Below are 19,945 nucleotides of genomic sequence, written 5' to 3'. Positions count from 1 at the left end.
CGTGTGATGAAAAACTTCTTCAAGAAAGTCGGCGATTTTTTGCGCAAGACGTGGGTATGGACGCTGTTGCTGGTGCTGTCGCTGGTACTGCTGGTGTGGTTCGTGGGGCCGCTGCTGGCAGTCGACGACCACCGCTTCTGGGCCTCGGCCACCTCGCGCCTGCTGACCATCAGTGCGCTGTTCCTGTGCTGGGGGCTGGGCATGGTGTTCGCCAGCTGGCGCGCCGGGGTGCAGAAAAAGGCTGTCGAAGAGAGCGAGGACGGCCAGGAACGCCTGCGCCGTGAAGCGCGCATTGACGAGGACCACAAGGAACTGCGCAGCCGCTTCAGCGAGGCGTTGCGTACGCTCAAGGGCTCGAGCCTGTATGGCGGGCGCAGCGAGCGCTGGCGCAACGACCTGCCCTGGTATTTGCTGATCGGCCCCCAGGGCAGTGGCAAGACCAGCCTGCTGGACTTTTCCGGCCTGGAGTTTCCGCTCAACAAACTGGACCGCCAACTCACCCGCGACACCCGCGGTACGCGTCATTGCGACTGGTATTTCGCCGACCACGCGGTGTTGATCGACACCGCCGGACGCTACCTGACCCAGGAAACCGCCGAGGTCGACGCCAGTGCCTGGCGTACCCTGCTCAATCTGCTGCGTCGACGCAGCCGCAGCCGGCCGCTCAACGGCGTGCTGGTCAGCGTGCCGGTCGAGCTGCTGCGCAGTGGCGACGAGAAGGGCCTGGAAAACCTGGCGCGCCAGGTCCATGCGCGACTGCAGGAAATCCAGCAGACCCTGCATGTCCAGGTGCCGGTGTACCTGGTGCTGAGCAAGGCCGACCAGTTGCAGGGGTTCGACGATTTCTTCGACCAGCTCAGCCGTGAAGAAAGCGACCAGGTACTGGGCAGCACCTTCACCAAGGCGCAGAACGGCACCGATGTGGCCGTGCTGCGCCAGGCCTTCGAGGCGCTGCTGCGGCGCCTCAACAGCCAGGTGATCATGCGCATGCACCACGAGCGCGATACACAGCGGCGCGCGCGCATCCTCGACTTCCCGCACCAGCTGGCGCAGATCGGCGAGCAGCTGTGCCTGTTCGTAGACATCGCCTTCACCGGCAATCGCTACCAGCGCGCCAGCCAGCTTCGCGGGTTCTACCTCACCAGTGCGCCGCACCTTGTCCAGCAGCTGGACCCGGACACCGCCAGCATCGGGGCCAGCCTGGGCCTGCCCAGCACGGTGCTACCCACCTTGCGCAGCGGGCGTTCGCGGTTCATCCATCACCTGCTCAGCCGGGTCATCTTCCCCGAGGCCGACCTGGCCGGCCTCGACCAGCGCGAGCGGCGACGCATCGACTGGGGGCAGCGCGCACTGTATGTCGGCGCGCTGGGCGTACTGGTGTGCTGCGGGTTGCTGTGGGCGGGCGGTTTCAGTGCCAACCACGACCGCCTCGAGCAGCTGCGCGGGCTCGGTCAGGTGTGGGCCGGGCAGCGTGCAGCGCTGACCCCGCAAAGCGATGCCATGGCCGCGCTCAAGCCGCTGGACAGCAGCTATGCCGCGACCCAGGTATTCCCGCCTTCGGGTGATGCGTCACTGCATGAGCGCCTGGGCCTGTACCAGGGCGAGCAGAGCAATCCGTTGCTTCGCAGTGCCTACGAACAGGACCTGCACACCCAACTGCTGCCACGGGTGGCCAAACAGCTCGAAGGGCAGATACGTGGCAACCTGCGCGACCGTGAGCGCCTGCTCAACAGCCTGCGTGCCTACCTGATGCTGAGCATGCCCGACCGCCGCGAAGCCGCCTGGCTGCAGGAGTGGGTAGCCGCTGACTGGTCGCGCCGCTACGCGGGCAACACGGCGGTGCAAAACGGGCTCAACGGGCATTTCGAACGCCTGCTGCAACTGCCATTCAGCTACCCGCTGGACCCGCAACTGGTGGCCCAGGCACGCAAGGTGCTGCGCAGCGAATCGCTGGTCAACGTGGTGTACCGGGTACTGCGCGAGCAGGCCAGCAGCCTGCCCGACTACCGCCTCAGCCAGCACCTGGGCCCCCAGGGCGGGCTGTTTTTCGGCACCGACTACGTGATTCCGGGGTTTTACACCCAGCAGGGCTACGAGCAGTATTTCTCGGTACAGGGCTCGACCCTGGTCAGCGAGCTGCTGCGTGACAACTGGGTCCTGGGTGAGGGCAGCGGCATCAGCGACATGGACATGCGCCGCCTGCTGGTAGGATTGGAACAGCTGTACTTTCGCGACTACGCCAACCACTGGAGCGAGGCTGTCGGCCAGGTCGGCCTGCAACCGTTCGGCGATGCCGGCGAGGGCGCCGATCAGCTCGCCGGGCTCACCTCGGCCAACTCGCCGGTACTTCAACTGCTGGTGCAGGTGCGCGACAACACCCGTTTCGAGCCCGTGCCGGGCAGCACCGATGAGCCCGCCGAGGCACCGGCCAGCGACCCGGCCCAGGGGGTCAAGCTGGGCAAGAAGGCCAACACGGCGGTCGCCGTGGCCGGCAAGGTCCAGGGCGCCCTGGCGAGCAAGCCCGCCGTGGCGGCCAAGCCGCTGCCCGACACCGCGAAGAAGTCCCTGCAGCGGCGTTTCGAATCCCTGCATCGGCTGCTGGACGAAAACAATGGTCCCTCCGCCGACCTCACCCCGGCGCTGCAGGCGCTCAACGACCTGCAACTGCAGATGGCCGGCCTCGCCCGCGCCAGCCAGCCGGAGCAGATGGCCTTCGAACTGGCCAAGACCCGCATGGGGGGCCAGCGCGATGCGCTCAGCGCCCTGCGCAACGCCTCCGGGCGTCTGCCGCGACCGCTCAATGGCTGGTTCAACCTGCTGGCCGAAGACAGCTGGCGGCTGGTACTCAACGATGCCTACCAGTACGTCAACGAGCGCTACCAGAGCGAGCTGTACGGCTTCTACGGTGAGTCGATCCAGCAGCGCTACCCGTTCGATGCCCACAGCACCAGTGACGTGGCGATCAACGACTTTCGCGAGTTCTTCAAGGCCCAGGGCATCGCCGAGCGCTTCTTCGACACCTACCTGCGCCCGTTCATCAGCGGCGACCCGGGCAGCTACCGCCTGCGCAGCATCGACGGCCAGAGCCTGCCGATCTCGCGGGTCTACCTGGACCAGATGGCCAGGACCCAGACGATTCGCCAGAGCTTCTTCGCCGAGAACCCGGCGCAGCCGCAGGTGCAGTTCAGGCTCGAGCCCTACACCCTGGACTCGGCGGTGAGCCGCGCCGAGTTCCGTTTTGGCGATCGGCAGCTGGACTATCGCCACGGCCCGGTGGTGCCCATGACCTTCAACTGGCCGACCGATGCCCAGGACGGTCGCGCAAGCCTGGTGCTCGAACGCATGGTCGAGCGCCCGATCGGCATCGAGAAGAACACCGGGCCGTGGTCGCTGTTCCGCCTGTTCGACCTGATGCAGACCGAGTACCTCAAGGGCCGCGACGTGCTGGTGCTCAAGGCCGAAGTGGGCGGGCTGCGGGCCAACTACCTGCTCAGCAGCCAGCGTGCGCCCAACCCTTTCGACGTTGGCGTGTTACGCGGCTTTCGTCTGCCGGGGTCGCTCTAGATGCAGGTTGGAGCACGCTGGCGCAGCGCGGCGCGCACGGATGCTGGCAAGGTGCGCATGCGCAACGAGGACGCGTTTCTGGAGTGCCCGGCGCAGGGCCTGTGGGCGGTGGCCGATGGCATGGGCGGCTACCGCAGTGGCGACCTGGCCAGCCAGCTGATCGTCGCCAGCCTGGCCGAGTTGCCGGCCCATGGCAGTTTTGACGAGCGCCTGGAAGGGGTGCGCGGGTGCCTGCATTGGATCAACCGGCGCCTTGGCCAGGAACTGACCGTCACGGATGCACATCACGACAGCATCATGGGCAGCACGGTGGTGGCGCTGCTGCTCGAGGGCGAGCGTGCCGCGTGCATCTGGGCCGGCGACAGCCGCTGCTACCTGTGGCGCCAGCAGCGTCTTTATCAGCTGTCACGCGACCATTCGTTGCAGCAGCAGTTGATCGACCAGCGCCAGATGAGTGCGGAGCAGGCGCGGGCGCAACCGGGCGCTCGCGCCCTGACCCGCGCCCTTGGCGCCAGCGAGCAGCTGACCCTGGAGGTGCTGGAGCTGCAGGTATACCCGGGCGATGCGTTCCTGCTGTGCAGCGACGGCCTGTACCAGGAACTGAGCAGCGATGCCCTGGGCAAGGCGTTGAGCCTGGCGTCGGCGCAGGTCGCGCTGGAGCGTCTGTTCGAAGGGGCATTGCGCGGCGCGGCGGGGGACAACCTGACCGCAGTGGTGATTCGCCAATGAGCAGACACCAGCCCGACCTCGGTGCCTTGCTGGCCACCGAATCCCGCGACGCCAACCTCACCTATTTCGCTTTCGTCAACGGTCAGTTGGCCACCCCGGCGCCCGCTGCGGCCAAGCGCAAGGGGCGCCGCGCAGGCAAGAAAAAGCCGGCGCCGACACCGCCGCTGGTGCCGCTGCCGCAGGTGCTGGCCGGGCGCTATCGGCTCGAACGCCTGCTCGGTGCCGGCGGCATGGGCATGGTCTATCGCGCCCGCGATCTGCTGCGCGAGCAGTTCGGTGACCCGCAGCCCTGCGTGGCGATCAAGCTCATGAGCGAGGCGCTGGCCGCCTCGCCGGATGCCAACGCGCTGCTGTTCAGCGAGTTTGCCCTGACCCGGCACGTGGCGCACCCGCAGGTGGTCAACCTGTACAGCTTCGAGATCGACCCGCCGAGCCAGCGCGCCTTCATCACCCTGGAGCTGCTGCGTGGGCCTGCACTGGACAAACTGCTGTGCGAGCAACCGCTGGGCCTGCACGGGCAGGCGTTGAACGCGATCGTGTTGCCGCTGCTGGAAGCCCTGGCCTGCTGCCATGCCCGGGGGGTGTTTCACGGCGACCTCAAGCCGAGCAACGTGATGCTCGGCGAAGACGGCGTGCGCCTGTTCGATTTTGGTCTTGGCCAGGCCGATGCCGGTGTGCTTTCGGGGCTGGCCCACCTCAGCCGCGAGCGCTTCAACGCCTGGACGCCTGGCTACGCTGCACCGGAACTGCTGGAACACGGCATGCTGGGTGCGGCGGCGGATATGTATGCGGTGGCCTGCCTGATCTACGAGCTGGCCAGCGGCAAGCATCCCTATCGGCGCCTGCCTTCAACTCAGGCCCGCGCCGAGCAGCTCGATCGCACGCTGACGCGCCCGTCGAACCTGCCCGCGCACTGCTGGCCTGCGCTGAAAATTGCGCTGGCATTCGACCCTGCCCAGCGCACGATCAGTGCGCGGCAACTGCAGGAGGCGCTGGCGTCGAAAGGGGGCTGTTGGGGGCGTGTTTTTTCGCTTTTCAAGCGCTGAAAACCTACCCTGCCGTTTTTACCAACTGCGCAACTTCTTGCGCACTCAAATGTGGATAACCCTGTGCATACATTTCCCTAGGCCTTTGGGATAAAGGCCTACAGACGAGTGCGCAACTTCTTGCACAGTACTGCGCAAGAAGTTGCGCACTTTTTCGGGTTTTCTCGCGTAAAAGTGCTCAAAAAACGTACAGCAAAAACGCAAGCCACTGATTAAAAACAACTAAATTTCAGTTGGCACGGGTCTTGAACTGTCTCCTTGCAGCCGCACGGCATTTTTCGCCTGTCCGGCTTCACTTTTTGCAAGGAGCAAACCCCCATGGCAACACCTGCCTACATGTCCGTCACCGGCACCAAACAAGGCCTGATCACCGCCGGTGCCTTCACCGCCGATTCGGTCGGCAACACCTACCAGGAAGGCCACGAAGACCAGGTCATGGTCCAGGGCTTCAACCACGAAGTAATCATCCCGCGCGACCCGCAGTCCGGTCAGCCGACCGGCCAGCGCGTGCACAAGCCGGTGGTCATCACCAAGGTCTTCGACAAGGCGTCGCCCCTGCTGCTGGCCGCGCTGACCTCCGGCGAGCGCCTGACCGAAATCGTCATCCACTGGTACCGCACCTCGGCGGCCGGCACCCAGGAGCACTATTTCACCACCAAGCTCGAAGACGCGATCATCGTCGACATCAAGGACTACATGCACAACTGCCAGGACCCGGCCAACGCGCACTTCACCCACCTCGAAGACGTGCACTTCACCTACCGCAAGATCACCTGGACCCACGAAGTGTCCGGTACCTCCGGCTCGGACGACTGGCGCACCCCGGTCGCCGGCTAAGCCTGCGTTAGTTCACTGCCCCGGCCAGCCAGCATGGCCGGCCGGGGCAGCCTGTCACCCCAGTTTTTGCAGCGGGAGGAACATCGGATGTTCTCAGCGGCCAACCAGCCCCATTTCACCCTGACCCTGGACGGGGTCGACAGCGACTTTCAGGTGCTGTCGTTCAGCGGGCGCGAAGCGCTCAGCCAGCCGTTCGAATTCGAACTGGAGCTGGTCAGTGAACGGGCGTCGCTGAACCTCGAATCCCTCCTGCACACGCTCGCCTTCCTGCAGCTGTCGCCCAGCGGCAGTGGCATTCACGGGCTGGTCTACAGCGCTGCGCAGGGCGAAGCCGGGCGGCGCCTGTCGCGCTACCGGCTGGTGCTGCGCCCGCAGCTGGCGTACCTGGCGCACCGCATCAACCAGCGCATCTTCCAGCACAAGACGGTGCCGCAGATCATCGCCCAGGTGCTCGAAGAGCACGGCATCCTCGCCAGCGACCACCGCTTCGTGCTTGGCGCGGTGTACCCCGAGCGGGTGTACTGCGTGCAGTACGACGAGTCCGACCTGCACTTCATCCAGCGCCTGTGCGAGGAGGAGGGTATCCACTACCACTTCCAGCACAGCCCGCAGGGCCATGCGCTGGTGTTCGGCGACGACCAGACCGTATTCCCCACGCTGGCCCCGGTGGCCTACCAGCAGGACACCGGGCTGGTGGCCGACGTGCCGGTGATCAAGCGCTTCGGCCTGCGCCTGGCCACGCGCACCAGCCGCACCACGCGGCGCGACTACGACTTCACCAAACCGCGCATCCAGCTCGAAAGCGACGCCGACAGCGGTGCTGCGCCGGACCTGGAAGACTACGACTACCCGGCGCGCTTCAGCGACCGCGCGCGCGGCAAGCACCTGGCCACCCGCGCCCTGGAGCGCCACCGCAGCGACTACCGCCTGGCCGAGGGCCGCAGCGACCAGCCGAGCCTGGTCAGCGGGCATTTTCTGAGCCTGACCGAGCATGCCAACCCGGCGTGGAACGACCTGTGGCTGCTCACCGAAATCATCCACGAAGGCAAGCAGCCGCAGGTGCTCGAGGAGGTGATCAGCAGCGACGTCACCGACCTCAAGGACGACTTCCACCAGGGCTATCGCAACCGCTTCTGCGCCACGCCGTGGGACGTGCCGTACCGTCCGCCGCTGAGGCATCCCAAGCCCAAAGTGCTGGGTGCGCAACGTGCGGTAGTGACCGGCCCCGAAGGCGAGGAGATCTATTGCGACGAGTACGGCCGGGTCAAGGTGCAGTTCTTCTGGGACCGCGAAGGCCAGTCGGACGACAAGACCACCTGCTGGATGCGCGTGGCCTCCAACTGGGCCAGCCAGAGCAGCTTCGGCGCCATCTCGCTGCCGCGTGTGGGCATGGAGGTGCTGATCACCTTTCTGGAAGGCGACCCCGACCAGCCGCTGATCACCGGTTGCCTGTACCACGGCGCCAACCTGCCGCCGTACCGGCTGCCCGACTTCAAGACCCTGGCCACGGTCAAGAGCAAGGAATACAAGGGCAGCCGCAGCAACGAGCTGCGCATCGACGACACCACCAGCGAGATCAGCATCGCGTTGCGCAGCGACCATGGCGCCAGCGCGATCAACCTCGGCTACCTGACCCATCCGCGCCCCTCGGGCGGCCAGCCGCGCGGTGAGGGTTTCGAGCTGCGCACCGACCGGCATGGGGCGATCCGTGCGGCGGCGGGTTTGCTGCTGACCACCGAGCCGCGCCATCACGAAGCCAAACACCACAAGGACCTGCCCGAAACCGCCGAACGCCTGGCCACCGCCAGCGAGCAGCAGGACGGCTTCGGCCAGCAGGCGCGCGAGGTACAGGCGCAGGAGGCGGGCGACCAGGACGAGGTGGCCAAGGCCCTGCATGCCCAGCACCAGGGCATTGTCGGCAGCGGCCCGACCAACCAGAGCGCCAACGAGTTTCCCGAGTTCAGCGAACCGCACCTGGTGCTGGCCAGCCCGGCGGGCATCGCCCTGACCACGCCACGCTCGACGCATGTCGCGACCGGTGAACACCTGGCGTTGAGCAGCACCGGGCATACGAGTCTCTCGATCGGCAAGCGCCTCTTGGCCAGTGCCAGCCAGGGCATGCGGCTGTTCGTGCAGAACATGGGCTGGCGGTTGGTGGCGGCGTCGGGCGACATCGATATCAAAGCACTGAAAGACAACATCAACCTGCTGGCCAAGCTCGACATCACCGCCAATGCCGACCGCATCACCCTCACCGCCAAGACCGAACTGGTGGTGCAGGGCGGCGGCAGTGCCACCACCTACAACGCCAGTGGCATCACCCACGTGACCACCGGGCCGTACACCGCGCACGCGGCGAACTTCGCCCATGTGGGGGCCAAGAGCCTGGCCGGGACCTTTCCCGAGCCGCCGAAACCGGGCAAGGGCGATCTGGAGTTGCTGTACCAGTACGCCAACAGCAAAGGCGTGAAAACCGGCGACTTCAACGTGACCGACGCACTGGGCAAATCGATCAAGGGCACGCTCGACGCCGACGGCTTCAACCTCGCCAGCGGTGCCGCCCTCGGCCCGCTGTGGGCCGACTTCGGCCTGGACCCGGCTGACACCTGGGCCGAGGCCAGCCACTTTGGCGCCAGCACGTGGCCGCTCAGCCCCTCACTCGACGATATCGCACCCGGCCAGCAATCAGTGGTCGGCGAGGTGCTGGGCGCGGCCAGGGATGGCCTGGAGAACGGCAAGGCACTGGTGCAGCAAGGCATGGACAAGGGCAAAGGACTGGTACAGGACGTTATGGCACAAGGAAAGACAATGGCCCAGGGCCTCATGGGCCCCGGTGGCTCTGCAGTGATGGACGATGGCAAGGCGCTTGCGGGCAGCGGGCTGCAACTGGCCAGAAGTGGCCAGGCGGCCTTGCAGCAGGCACAGCAGGTGGGCGCTGCACTCAAGGGCGAGCCTGCCGCGATGGCCGGCCTGGCCAGTAGCGTGGTGCCCGGCGCAGCGGCGTCGCTGAAAGCGGCAAGGGCGCTCAAGACCTTGCCCGGTCTGGCCCAGCCGACCTTGCCGAGCAGCCCGGCCAAGGCTCTGGCCAGCCGCGAGGTGCTGGCATGAGCGAGTCCGCCAAACCCCGCGAACCCCAGGTCGCGGTCGCCCCGCTCAACACCATCGACGCCAAGGACGTGGGCCGCGGCGCCGCCGAATTCGACGCCTGGCTGCAATCGATCAGTGGTGGCACCGTCACCCTGGAGCGCATCAAGTCCGTGGCCGGCGCCTTGCCGGTGGTGGGCAACATCATGGCCCTGGTGGATGCACTGGGGGACGTGGTCACCCTGGTCAAGAGCAAGCAGCGCGAGGTGCTGGACTGGGTCAGCCTGGGCATCAACCTGATCGGCGTACTGCCGGCACCGCCGACCATGGCGGCCGCGCGCATGAGCCTGCGCCCGACGTTGTTTCTGGTGCGCCAGGAGCTGCGCAACAGCGCCAAGATGCTGCTGGGCGACTCGCTGATCCAGGTGCTGATAGGGCACCTGAACGCCACCATCGCCGGCACCATCGACGACTTCGTCACCCAGGCCAAGCCCAGGCTGGCCGAGATTCTTGACGCAGCGGGTGCGAAGGGCACCCAGATGCTCGGCGAAATCGCCGACGGCCTGGACGCCGTGGCCACCGGCCAGCTCAATGCCAGGAGCGACCGCACGGCGATGAGCCAGCAGTTGTCTGCGGCTGGCGACCAGCTCACGCACAGCCCCAGGGCGGCGATCAGGAATATCTTTGGTGCGATGCACAGTGCCTGCAAGGCTGCGGGCAAGGGGGTGGTGAACAGCGCCGTGAGCAAGCTGGTGTCGGATGACATCAAGGCTCAGGTACTGGCCCAGACCGGGCAGTTGCGCAAGCTGGGGCCGGAGTTGGCGCGCCAGTTGAACAGGCTGGCGGACCCGTCGCTGGCGATGAGCATCGGTTCGATGCTCAATGTGCTGGACGGCGCCGTGAAGGGCTTTCGCAAGCGCAACAAGAACGGGCAGTCGGGCGTGAGCAAGCCGGGCACCGTGACCCAGGTGGAACGGGAGAAACCCAAGGGGGAGTTGGGGGCGACGGCCAGGCAGCATGAGGCCGTGGCTTCGACCAGCCCGCTTCCAGATACCTGCCCGATCCCGCGCCCAGCGCCCAAGGCGCACTCAGGCAACCACATCAGCTTTGCCCTGGGTTCGGAATTCATCATCCATACCGACTTCAGCCTGCCGGGTGCATTTCCCATCGAGTGGCAGCGTATCTACCACTCGCGCCTGGCCGAGTACGACCAAGGCAACCTGGGCGCTCGCTGGGTCACGCCGTTCACCACCTGCATCGATGTGGTCGGCACGGGTCTACTGTTTCACGACTACGATGGCCGTAGCCATGCGTTCGACCTGCCCAAGGTCGAGAAGGCGCAGTACAACGCTATCGAAGACCTGCTGCTGGTTCGCAGTCGTGAAGACGAACTGGTGATCTGCCGCGGCTTCGTGCGCAAGGAACACTATCTGCGCGTGGGCGAGCGCTACTACCTGCAGAAGATCCTGCTGCACAACGATGCCGGCTGCATGCTGCATTACGAGCATCGACACGAGGGCCGGCCGGTACTGTCCGACATCATCACCTTTCAAGGCGACATGAGTGACGTGCTGCGTCACCTTGGCACCCTGATCGATGACCATGGCCGTATCACCGGCCTGTGGGAAATGCGTGACGGCCAACCGCTACGCCAACTGTGTGCCTATCACTACGATGCCCATGGCGACCTGGTCGCCGCGCAGGATGAACACGCAGGCACCTGGCACTACCACTATCAAAATCACCTGGTAACCCGTTACACCGACCGTACCGGCCGGGGCATGAACCTGGAGTGGAAGGGCAGTGCGTTCGATGCCAAGGCCATCCGCGAATGGGCCGATGACGGCAGCTACGAGTTGCACCTGGAGTGGGACAGCAACATTCGCCTCACCTACGTCACCGACGCCCATGGCCAGGAGACCTGGTACTACTACGACATCCTTGGACATCTGTACCGTGTGCGTTACCCCGACGAGCGCTCGGAGTGGATCTTTCGCGACGAGCGCAAGCACATCGTTCGGCATGTCCACGTCGATGGCAGCGAAGACCGTTACGATTACGACGAGCAAGGCAGCGTGGTGCGGCATATCCGTGCCGACCACAGCCAGGTTCACTTTGCCTACGACGACCGCCGTCGCCCGATCAGGATCCGCGACGCCGAGGCCGGTGTATGGGAACGCCAGTACGACCTCAAGGGCAACCTCAGCGAAACCGTCGACCCGCTGGGCAACAAGACCGAGTTCGCCTACACACCCTCCGGTCTGGTCAAGGCGATCAAGGACGCCAACGGCAACGAAAAGGCGCTGGTGTACAACGACGCCGGGCAACTGGTCGAGTACACCGACTGCTCGGGCAAGACCAGCAAATGGGCCTATGACGATATCGGGCAGTTGGTGCAGTTCACCGATGCCGCCGGCAACAAGACCCAGTACACGTACAAGGCCGGCCAGCTCGCCCTGGTCATCCATCCGGACAAGACCGAAGAGCGCTTCGAGCGCGATGCCGAGAGTCGCCTGCTGGCCCACGTCGATGCCCTCGACCGCTGTACCACATGGACCTACACCGTCGCTGGCTTGCTGGCCGAGCGTGTGGATGCGGCCGAGAACACTCTGCGTTATCGCTGGGACAAACTGGGCCGCCTCACGGGCCTGGAAAACGAAAACGAAAGCCACGCCAGTTTCCGCTACGACCCGGTCGGCCGTCTGCTGGAAGAGAGCGGCTTCGACGGCCTCACCACGCGCTACCAGTACGACACGAACACTGGGCGCCTGACCTCCACCCACGTGGGGCAACGCCGCCTCGACGTCACCTTCGATCCCGTCGGCCGTCTCATTTCCCGCGTGGCCAGCCAGGGTGACCAGCGCGAAGAAGAAACCTTTGCCTACGACGGCAACGGCAGGCTGATCCAGGCCATCAACGCCGCGAGCAAACTGCAGTGGTTCCATGACGAGGCCGGCAACCTCGTTCGTGAACACCAGCACTACCTGGCCACCGGCACCCCGATGGTCGCGGTGTGGCAGCACGAGTACGACGCCCTCAACCTGCGTACCTCCACCACTCGTCCGGACGGGCACAAGGTCAGCTGGCTGACCTACGGTAGCGGTCATCTGTTGGGCATGACGGTCGATCAGCATGAACTGCTGGCCTACGAGCGCGATGACCTGCACCGCGAGGTTGTGCGGCATCAGGGCAACAGGTTGAGCCAGACTCAGGCGTGGGACCCGGCGGGGCGCCTGCAGGAGCAGCTGCTGGGCAGCCAGGACGGCAAAGCGACCCTGCTCAAGCGCGAGTACCAGTACGACGCGGTAGGCCAGCTGACCGACATCCACGACACCCGTCGTGGTCATCTGGCCTACCAGTACGATCCGATTGGCCGCCTGTTACAGGCCACCAGCCGCCTGGGCGTGGAGACCTTCGCCTTCGACCCGGCCGGCAACCTGCTGGACGACAAGCACCACGAGCCGACGCGGCCGCTGGAGCGCACGCCCAGGCGTAACCGTTTGATGGACAACCTGCTGCGCGAGTATGCGGGCACGCATTACACCTATGACGAGCGGGGCAACCTGAGCCATCGGTTGCACAACGGTGTGCAGGCCCGGTTCACCTGGGACCTGTTCGACCGTTTGCAGGCTTACAGCGACGACAAGCTCAAGGTCGAGTACAGCTATGACGCCCTTGGGCGTCGGTTGCACAAGCACTCGACGGCGCATTACTGGAACAAACCTGAAGCCGGTACTGGCTGGAACCAGCTGGAGCGAGCCAAGCGCCAGCGCGAGATGAACTGCGGCTTCACCCTGTTCGGCTGGGACGGCGACACCCTCGCCTGGGAAAGCTCGCCTGCGCAGGATGAGGGTGATACCGGGCGCACGGTGCATTACCTGTATGAACCGGGCAGCTTCGTGCCGGTTGCACAGGCGCTGCGCAAGGCGCCGATACGCCTGCACAAGCAGCCGGACTGGAGCGGGCGCAACTACGACATCGACCAGGACCCGCTGTGGCAGGAGCCGAAAAAGCCGCAGCCGTTGGATGCAATTGCCTGGTACCAGTGTGACCACCTGGGTACGCCGATGGAGCTGACCGACCACAACGGCGACGTGGCGTGGTCGGCGCAGTACAAGGCGTGGGGCGAGGTGAAACAAGAACGTTCGGCCTGGGCGAAACAGGTGGGGTTGAACAACCCGATCCGCTTCCAAGGCCAGTATCACGACCATGAGACTGGACTGCATTACAACCGGTATCGGTACTATGATCCGGCGGTTGGGCGGTTTGTTGGGCAGGATCCGATTGGCTACTTGGGTGGCTTCAATCTCTATAGGTATGCTGGAAATCCAATAAATTGGACTGATCCGTTAGGTTTATGTGCAGGTAAAAAAATATCCAGTGTCGGATGCCCCACCCGACAACTCGCAGATGACGCACACGCGGTGCTGGATCCTACAGCGCAAAGATTTAAGTCCACTGCTGTCGGGGTGATGCCTGACGGCAGTATGGGGATAGCGTCAAGCGATAAGAAAGTCCCAAGAGTTCAACGGGAATTTGCTGAGGAAAAAGGTTTGGCTGTTGTAAATGGAGTTGGACATGCTGAGGAAACCCTTATCAATGCTGGAGCTACTCATGTGGATGCCAACAGGGGAGTATGCTTGGACTGTGAAACCATGATGCGAGATGGAAAAGTGACTACTGATACACCTTTTACTGGAAAGAAAAGTAAGCGGAGGCTGTAATGAAATTTAGCTATGATTTGTTGTTTGGGTTGCCAGATGAGAAAATTGCTTTGTTCTGTTTGTTAGGCGCTCAAAGGATGGAGGGTATATATGATAAGTTTTGCAAAAAATACTTGGATGGTGTTAATGCTAATTCGGATGCGCTGAGGGAGTTATTTGAACTTCTTGAAGGTGGGGGGAAGAGTCGGTTGGAGTTAATTTATAATAGGGTGTATTCCGCTATCCCGGATACAGAAGATTATGATGATGAACTGGCCGATCAAGCCCAGTGTGCAATAATCAGTACGTCCTACTGTATTTCATACTTAGTGGAAAAAAATAGAGAGATGGCACGTTTTGCGGTTGAAAAAATTTTTGACGCAATTGATGTGTTGGGAGAAGATGTTGGTATGTTTATTGCGGCTGAAGTAAGTTGGTGTGAAGAGTTGATAAATGATTTGAGTGCAGCAGATTTGAGTGATAATGCTTTCGTTGAGTGTTTGGTGGTGAGGAATTTGGGGCACTCGATTCCGGTAGTTTGAGTTTGAAGTCGAGGTATTTTTTAAAGGTATTAAGCTGCTCTTTCCGATGTTGATTAAAGGGAAGTAATTGGTACGTGAGTGGTGATGCAGGTGGCGGTTAAGTATCTGGCACTCTAAGCGAGCTAGTGGTCTTGGAGGATATCAGATGCTACGGGGTATCGGGGATGTGTCGATTTATTGTCACTGTCGTGGGCATCTGGCGTTCAATCCTCAGAAGCTACTTGCTCATCTTGAAAAATTTTAGGCCGTTCTCGGCGCGTTATCAGTGGAGGGAAGTAGACCCACTGGGGGGCTTCTGGATGGTGGCTGAGTAGCTGCTAATAGGTCATCGGGCAACTGACCGACACCCCTGACACCCGGCGTGGTCATCTGGCCTACCAGTACGACCCGATTGGCCGCCTGTTGCAGGCCACCAGCCGCCTGGGGGTGGAGACCTTCGCCTTCGACCCTGCCGGCAACCTGCTGGACGACAAGCACTACGAACTGACGCGGCCGCTGGAGCGCACGTCAAAGCGCAACCGTTTGATGGACAACCTGCTGCGCGAGTATGCGGGCACGCATTACACCTATGACGAGCGGGGCAACCTGAGCCACCGGTTGCACAACGGTGTGCAGGCCCGGTTCACCTGGGACCTGTTCGACCGCTTGCAGGCTTACAGCGACGACAAGCTCAAGGTCGAGTACAGCTACGACGTATGACTGCGGATAAGAGGGGTCAGCTTATGAAGGAACAGAATATCCGGGATGAGGGCGGAACGTTCATTCATGATAGAAGTACAAAAAAACTTGTACCTGTTGTGGGGGTTTCAGAGGTTGTTAGGCTGCAATGACAATAAAAAATAATTTTGCTGTTTGGGGGGCGGTGAGTGAATTGGCTTCCGCTTATAAGAAAATGAATAGTGAAAATGAGATGGTGGATGATATCGAGTCTCAGGAGCTTGTGAGGAAGGCGATAGCTGCTAAGTATGATTTTTTTTATCGAAATGGGCTTTTGCTTGTAAATCCATTTTCGGAAGAAGGGGAGCTTATAGTGAATCGCCCCTGGTTTCCTAGACACTCTCCAAGCTCAGGAAATAGCGTTTCTCATACTCTACTGGAGACAGCTGCATAGCACTGCTGTGTCGGCGTTTAGGGTTATAGAACATCTCGATGTAATCGAAAATATCACTTCGGGCTTCTTCACGGGTTGTGTAGATCTTTCGTCGGACTCGCTCCCGCTTCAAAAGCTGGAAAAAGCTCTCGGCTACGGCATTGTCGTGGCAGTTTCCCCGCCGGCTCATGCTGCTGATTACATTGTTGGCCTTCAAGAAACTTTGCCAATCCGAGCTACTGAACTGACTGCCTTGATCTGAGTGAATCATCACTTGCTGCTGAGGCTTGCGTCGCCAAACAGCCATCAACATCGCGTCGATAGCTAGGTCGCTGCTCATCCTTGGCTTCATTGACCAACCAATTACTTGGCGTGAGAACAGATCCAGCACTACCGCGAGGTAGAGCCACCCTTCATAGGTGCGGATGTAAGTGATATCTGTCACCCAGACCTTGTTCGGCTCACTGACCTTGAACTGCCGCGCGAGGTGGTTGGGCGAGGCCACTGTTGGTTTTCCACCATAGAACCCTGGACGCCGCCGATAGCCCGTTTGAGAACGCAGCCCCTCCGCCTGCATCAAGCGCCCGACTCGATTTCGACCGCATTCCTCTCCCAGCTCACGCAGGTCATCGTGAATTTTGCGGTAGCCGTATACACCTCCGCTTTCCAGCCAAGCGTGTTTGATCAAGCCAAGCAGACGTTGATCTTCTTTTGCTCGGGAAGATTGAGGCTCGGCCAGCCAGGCGTAATAACCGCTGGGGTGCACCTTGAGGGTATGGCAAAGGCGCCGCACCGGGTAATCAGTCGAGTGCTTCTTGATGAAGGCGTACTTCAGCCGCACTCCTTGGCAAAGTACGCGGCGGCCTTTTTTAAGATGTCTCGCTCTTCCGTCACGCGCTTGAGTTCAGCGCGTAGCTTGCGCAGTTCGGCCTGCTGATCGTCGTCTTGCTGACGCTGCTCTTGGGGCTTGCTGTAGACCTTGATCCAGGCGTAAAGGCTGTGCACGGACATACCCAGGCGCTGGGCGACATCGGCGACAGGTTTGCCTTTCTCGGTCACTTGCTTGACCGCTTCGATCTTGAATTCTTCGGGGTAACGCTGACGACTCATGGCTCCTCCTATTTGGGCCTCATTATGAGGCTTGGAGGTGTCTACGAAACTAGGGGCGATTCATAGATAGGGTGTATAGGAGAAAAGATTTTTCTGATGAAGGATTTGAGCTATGTCGGAAAAAGGTACCAGCCTGGATGAGAAGTAAAGCGTCAAAGAAAAATCCTCCGGATATTTCTGCACTTGAAAAAGCCCTGAAGGACATGAGGGGGGCTTAATTGCGCAAGGTGTATGCGCAAATTTCGGAAAGTATGGCGGAAGAAATGGCCATGAGTGGGGAATGAAAGGGTTCACTTGAACGTTGCCGTTAATTACACGCCCTGATGTTGACTGAACCGCTACTAGGGTCTGTATGAAAAGTCTTGAGACGAAGGTCAGGCAAGACGAAAACAGCCTAGGAGGCGGAGTTTACGGGCTGTAAATGAGCATTCCGAGGTTCAGCATCGCCGAGTATCAAGGCTTTTCATACCGATCCTAGAACGACGTCAAGCTCAAGGACTAGTACAGCTATGACGCCCTTGGGCGAAGGTTGCGCAAGCACTCGACGGCGCATTACTGGAACAAACCTGAGGCCGGTACCGGCTGGAACCAGCTCGAGCGAGCCAAGCGCCAGCGCGAGCTGAACTGCGGCTTCACCCTGTTCGGCTGGGACGGCGACACCCTCGCCAGGGAAAGCTCGCCTGCGCAGGATGAGGGCGATACCGGAAAAACGGTGCACTACCTGTATGAACCGGGCAGCTTCGTGCCGGTGGCACAGGCTCTGCGCAAGGCCCCGATACAGTTGTCTCCGCCTGGAAATATCAAAAGCGGGCATGGCCCGGGTGCGGTTCACATTCCGCCAAACCAAGTCCCTAAAGAATGGAGCGTCATTCCCCCAGGGGCTGAACCATCACAACCGATAAGAGGTTAATAAGTGCTTAACGAAGCAGCAAGGAAAATATTCGATGACTATTATGGTTTTGATGATGGTTTGATCAAATCATTTGAATATGATTTTTTTCACGCGGATGCATTGAGAATAAAAATAGATGTGTATGCTAGGAACTATGAGCTCGAAGGTGATGTGTGGCGAACTGTTCGAATAATTATTGATGATGTCAGTGAGGTTCGGTCTGTGTTCGAAGCGGGTGCTTTTAATGTTATTTGCTCTCGTGTGAAGCTATTGAATTTTGATGGTAAATGGTGTGTTGAGGTCGATGGGGACTTTGGTGGTATCCCTATATCGCTGGAAGCAATTAGAAACTATAGTACGTGCTACGTTGTAGGGGAGAGGGTGGAAGTGCTGGAGGTCGATGGATAACGTAGCGGCTTAATATCGGATGCTGTTTGGGAGTGGCTGGTTAAAGTTGTTTTCACATTAACTGGAAGGGTTAGTTAGGTTTGCTGGAGGATTGGGTCGATTTCACGATGGTATCGTGAACACTTTTAGTGTGAGTTTACGCGGCACGGTACAGCTGCGTCAGGTCATGGGCACCTTCTAGATCCTCCCGGTAACTTCAAGAGTGCACATGGATCCGGCGCGGTACATGTTCACCCAAGCAAGGTTCCAGACGGTTGGAGTATTATTCCACCTGGCACCAAGCCTTCGCAGCCATTAGGTGGTTGAAATGTTTAATGAAGACGCAGTTGGGCTTGTTGACGGATTTGATCGATTCAATGATGGAGTAATGAACTATTTTAAGTATGAATTTTTGGGGGACGGTACGCTTTCTGTGCATATCGAATTCTGCGCCCGTGATTACAGGATTGAGGGGAATGTATGGAAAAGGGTCAGGGTGATTGTTGCTCACGTTGACGAAGTTCGTTCTACATTTTCTGGTGGGCAAACAAATGTTGTATGCTCCGGTGTCAAGCTTTTGAAATTCGGTGAGGTGTGGTGTGTTGAGGTGGATGGAGATCACGGGCCAAATGATCCATCTTCTCTTGAAGAAATTAGAAAGTACGGTTCTTGCTACATAACTGGCGATACTGTCGAGGTGGTTGAGGTTGAGTGAGTTGTATTTTTTGTGCTCGGACGTGGCGCAGGTTAAAGCAGTTACTGGCATGTGAACGAAACTACAAGCGACCTCATGCGGCGTGATCGACCAGGCCATAGCGTGCCAAGGAGTTGGATCTCAAATTCTGTTACATGATGGAGCCGTTTCAGGGTGTTACCGATCTGGCATATTCGCAGGACAGCGCAGTGTCTTCAGACGTGTTGAAAACCTGCATGAATCACTACTTGCTGCACGATGATCTTCTGGACGTGAGTCAGGGCCACCAATACAGTGCACAACGCGGGATTCTTGTAGCCTCCAGTGATGGACATCGAAACCGAATGTCAAAAACGCGTGTCATCGGCACAACGCTTTCTGCAATCGCTTCTGCAGAGAAGGAACTGAACAGAACGTTCCCCACATCCTTTTCCCGCTGGCTGCTTGCCAACAATGGACGGTCATTGGGTGGCCTGGTGGTGTTCCCCGTGTTCGACAGCCGAGACCCGAGGAAGACCTGGGACTCGATCGTCCGAAATTACACGTCAGGGTGGCAGGCGTGGCTGGAAAACTTCTCGCAATTGCCTGAGCGTTTTGCACCGCTGTTGCCCTTCGCAGAGTTTGGAACAGGTGATTATTATTGCTTCGATTATGACGCGCAAGGCGCCTCAGGCGAGCCTGCCGTGGTGTTGTGGGATCATGAAACGGGCAGTGCCCGCCGGTTTGCGGATGACTTTGAGCAGTGGCTGAGTAGCGTTGATCCTGCTCCTTAACGATCATCAGTACCCCTGGATGGCTTGAATGTTTGACAGCGGCTATGAGTATCTGGGCTGCCCAGCGTGATACCCGCTCGATGACGCCCGCGTTCCCACGACATGCAACGGCATGTTGATGTTCAGCCCTCTTCCAATCAGGCACCATCGGACGTGAGTGCAAAGGCCTGCACCTCCACACGTAATACATCCCATCACACAAGGACGGACCCACCTCATGAAAGACATTGTTCGCCTGGGCGATGCCACCACCCACGGTGGCGTGGTACTCGAAGCCTTTTCCAACACCAACCTCAATGGCAAGCCGATTGCCGGGGTAGGGCACAGCGTCAGTTGCCCCCTGTGCAAAGGGGTATTTCCCATTGCCGAGGGCAGCAGCACCTACAGCGTCGGCGGTACGCCCGTGGCGCTGGATGGCATGAAGACCGCCTGTGGCGCCGCGCTGATCGCCAGTGGCCCCAAGGGCGCAGTCATCAGCTAGGCATTGCCCGCAA

General features: G+C 60.8%; 14 protein-coding genes. 13 read left to right on the top strand and 1 reads right to left on the bottom strand.

Annotated features, from left to right (window positions below; translation table 11 throughout):
* Positions 1 to 6 precede the first annotated feature (6 nt).
* From tssM to V9K84_RS18320, 8 genes are all read left to right on the top strand, one after another.
* A complete protein-coding gene (gene tssM / locus V9K84_RS18355) occupies positions 7 to 3,564 on the top strand; it encodes a type VI secretion system membrane subunit TssM (RefSeq protein WP_088513879.1) in 3,558 nt (1,185 codons plus the stop codon).
* Positions 3,565 to 4,293: a PP2C family serine/threonine-protein phosphatase gene (locus V9K84_RS18350; RefSeq protein ID WP_058540723.1), complete on the top strand. Its 729-nt coding sequence runs from the start codon at positions 3,565 to 3,567 to the stop codon at positions 4,291 to 4,293. It abuts the gene before it with no gap.
* Positions 4,290 to 5,339, top strand: a complete 1,050-nt coding sequence (locus tag V9K84_RS18345; protein WP_088513878.1) for a serine/threonine-protein kinase — start codon at positions 4,290 to 4,292, stop codon at positions 5,337 to 5,339. Before V9K84_RS18350 ends, V9K84_RS18345 begins: the two co-directional genes overlap by 4 nt.
* Positions 5,340 to 5,657: 318 nt before the next feature.
* A complete protein-coding gene (locus V9K84_RS18340; RefSeq protein WP_043859617.1) occupies positions 5,658 to 6,176 on the top strand; it encodes an Hcp family type VI secretion system effector in 519 nt (172 codons plus the stop codon).
* An 87-nt stretch (positions 6,177 to 6,263) separates the two neighbouring features.
* Complete coding sequence (tssI, locus tag V9K84_RS18335; protein ID WP_338791842.1) at positions 6,264 to 9,284, top strand: type VI secretion system tip protein TssI/VgrG; 3,021 nt, start codon at positions 6,264 to 6,266, stop codon at positions 9,282 to 9,284.
* Positions 9,281 to 13,984, top strand: a complete 4,704-nt coding sequence (locus V9K84_RS18330; RefSeq protein ID WP_256582858.1) for an RHS repeat-associated core domain-containing protein — start codon at positions 9,281 to 9,283, stop codon at positions 13,982 to 13,984. Before tssI ends, V9K84_RS18330 begins: the two co-directional genes overlap by 4 nt.
* Positions 13,984 to 14,505 (top strand): hypothetical protein, encoded by a 522-nt coding sequence (locus V9K84_RS18325; protein WP_088515253.1) that lies wholly within the window; start codon positions 13,984 to 13,986, stop codon positions 14,503 to 14,505. The genes V9K84_RS18330 and V9K84_RS18325 overlap by 1 nt, the downstream gene beginning before the upstream one ends.
* A 402-nt stretch (positions 14,506 to 14,907) precedes the next feature.
* Positions 14,908 to 15,204, top strand: a complete 297-nt coding sequence (locus tag V9K84_RS18320; RefSeq protein ID WP_043860205.1) for a hypothetical protein — start codon at positions 14,908 to 14,910, stop codon at positions 15,202 to 15,204.
* Positions 15,205 to 15,554: 350 nt separating this feature from the next.
* Here V9K84_RS18320 and V9K84_RS18315 read toward each other — a convergent pair.
* Positions 15,555 to 16,705 (bottom strand): IS3 family transposase gene (locus V9K84_RS18315; RefSeq protein ID WP_095160079.1). Its coding sequence is split into 2 segments (ribosomal slippage): positions 15,555 to 16,462 and positions 16,462 to 16,705, totalling 1,152 coding nucleotides; the frame shifts between segments, so codons are not numbered across the junction.
* A 529-nt stretch (positions 16,706 to 17,234) separates the two neighbouring features.
* Here V9K84_RS18315 and V9K84_RS18310 point away from each other — a divergent pair.
* The 5 genes from V9K84_RS18310 (at position 17,235) to V9K84_RS18290 (ending at position 19,932) form a co-directional block, all read left to right on the top strand.
* Positions 17,235 to 17,615, top strand: coding sequence for a hypothetical protein (locus tag V9K84_RS18310; RefSeq protein WP_178075076.1), 381 nt, complete (start codon positions 17,235 to 17,237; stop codon positions 17,613 to 17,615).
* A gap of 3 nt (positions 17,616 to 17,618) precedes the next feature.
* Positions 17,619 to 18,005, top strand: a complete 387-nt coding sequence (locus tag V9K84_RS18305; protein WP_143516660.1) for a hypothetical protein — start codon at positions 17,619 to 17,621, stop codon at positions 18,003 to 18,005.
* Between the two features lie 307 nt (positions 18,006 to 18,312).
* Positions 18,313 to 18,699 (top strand): hypothetical protein, encoded by a 387-nt coding sequence (locus V9K84_RS18300; RefSeq protein ID WP_143516661.1) that lies wholly within the window; start codon positions 18,313 to 18,315, stop codon positions 18,697 to 18,699.
* 113 nt (positions 18,700 to 18,812) lie between these two features.
* The gene (locus tag V9K84_RS18295; RefSeq protein ID WP_256582859.1) at positions 18,813 to 19,451 is read left to right on the top strand and encodes an SMI1/KNR4 family protein; all 639 of its coding nucleotides are present in this window, start codon (positions 18,813 to 18,815) and stop codon (positions 19,449 to 19,451) included.
* A 217-nt stretch (positions 19,452 to 19,668) separates the two neighbouring features.
* A complete protein-coding gene (locus V9K84_RS18290) occupies positions 19,669 to 19,932 on the top strand; it encodes a PAAR domain-containing protein (protein ID WP_054916267.1) in 264 nt (87 codons plus the stop codon).
* Positions 19,933 to 19,945 lie beyond the last annotated feature (13 nt).

Origin of the sequence: Pseudomonas sp. AE27 (genome assembly GCF_037113495.1) — a bacterium.
In the GTDB taxonomy this organism is placed as follows: domain Bacteria; phylum Pseudomonadota; class Gammaproteobacteria; order Pseudomonadales; family Pseudomonadaceae; genus Aquipseudomonas; species Aquipseudomonas palmensis.
This window is presented reverse-complemented; position numbering and strand designations above follow the sequence as displayed.

Excerpts from the sequence above, each read along its gene's own strand:
- tssM (WP_088513879.1), top strand. The coding sequence starts at position 7 with ATGAAAAACTTCTTCAAGAAAGTCGGCGATTTTTTGCGCAAGACGTGG.
- V9K84_RS18350 (WP_058540723.1), top strand. The coding sequence starts at position 3,565 with ATGCAGGTTGGAGCACGCTGGCGCAGCGCGGCGCGCACGGATGCTGGC.
- V9K84_RS18345 (WP_088513878.1), top strand. The coding sequence starts at position 4,290 with ATGAGCAGACACCAGCCCGACCTCGGTGCCTTGCTGGCCACCGAATCC.
- V9K84_RS18340 (WP_043859617.1), top strand. The coding sequence starts at position 5,658 with ATGGCAACACCTGCCTACATGTCCGTCACCGGCACCAAACAAGGCCTG.
- tssI (WP_338791842.1), top strand. The coding sequence starts at position 6,264 with ATGTTCTCAGCGGCCAACCAGCCCCATTTCACCCTGACCCTGGACGGG.
- V9K84_RS18330 (WP_256582858.1), top strand. The coding sequence starts at position 9,281 with ATGAGCGAGTCCGCCAAACCCCGCGAACCCCAGGTCGCGGTCGCCCCG.
- V9K84_RS18325 (WP_088515253.1), top strand. The coding sequence starts at position 13,984 with ATGAAATTTAGCTATGATTTGTTGTTTGGGTTGCCAGATGAGAAAATT.
- V9K84_RS18300 (WP_143516661.1), top strand. The coding sequence starts at position 18,313 with ATGTTTAATGAAGACGCAGTTGGGCTTGTTGACGGATTTGATCGATTC.
- V9K84_RS18290 (WP_054916267.1), top strand. The coding sequence starts at position 19,669 with ATGAAAGACATTGTTCGCCTGGGCGATGCCACCACCCACGGTGGCGTG.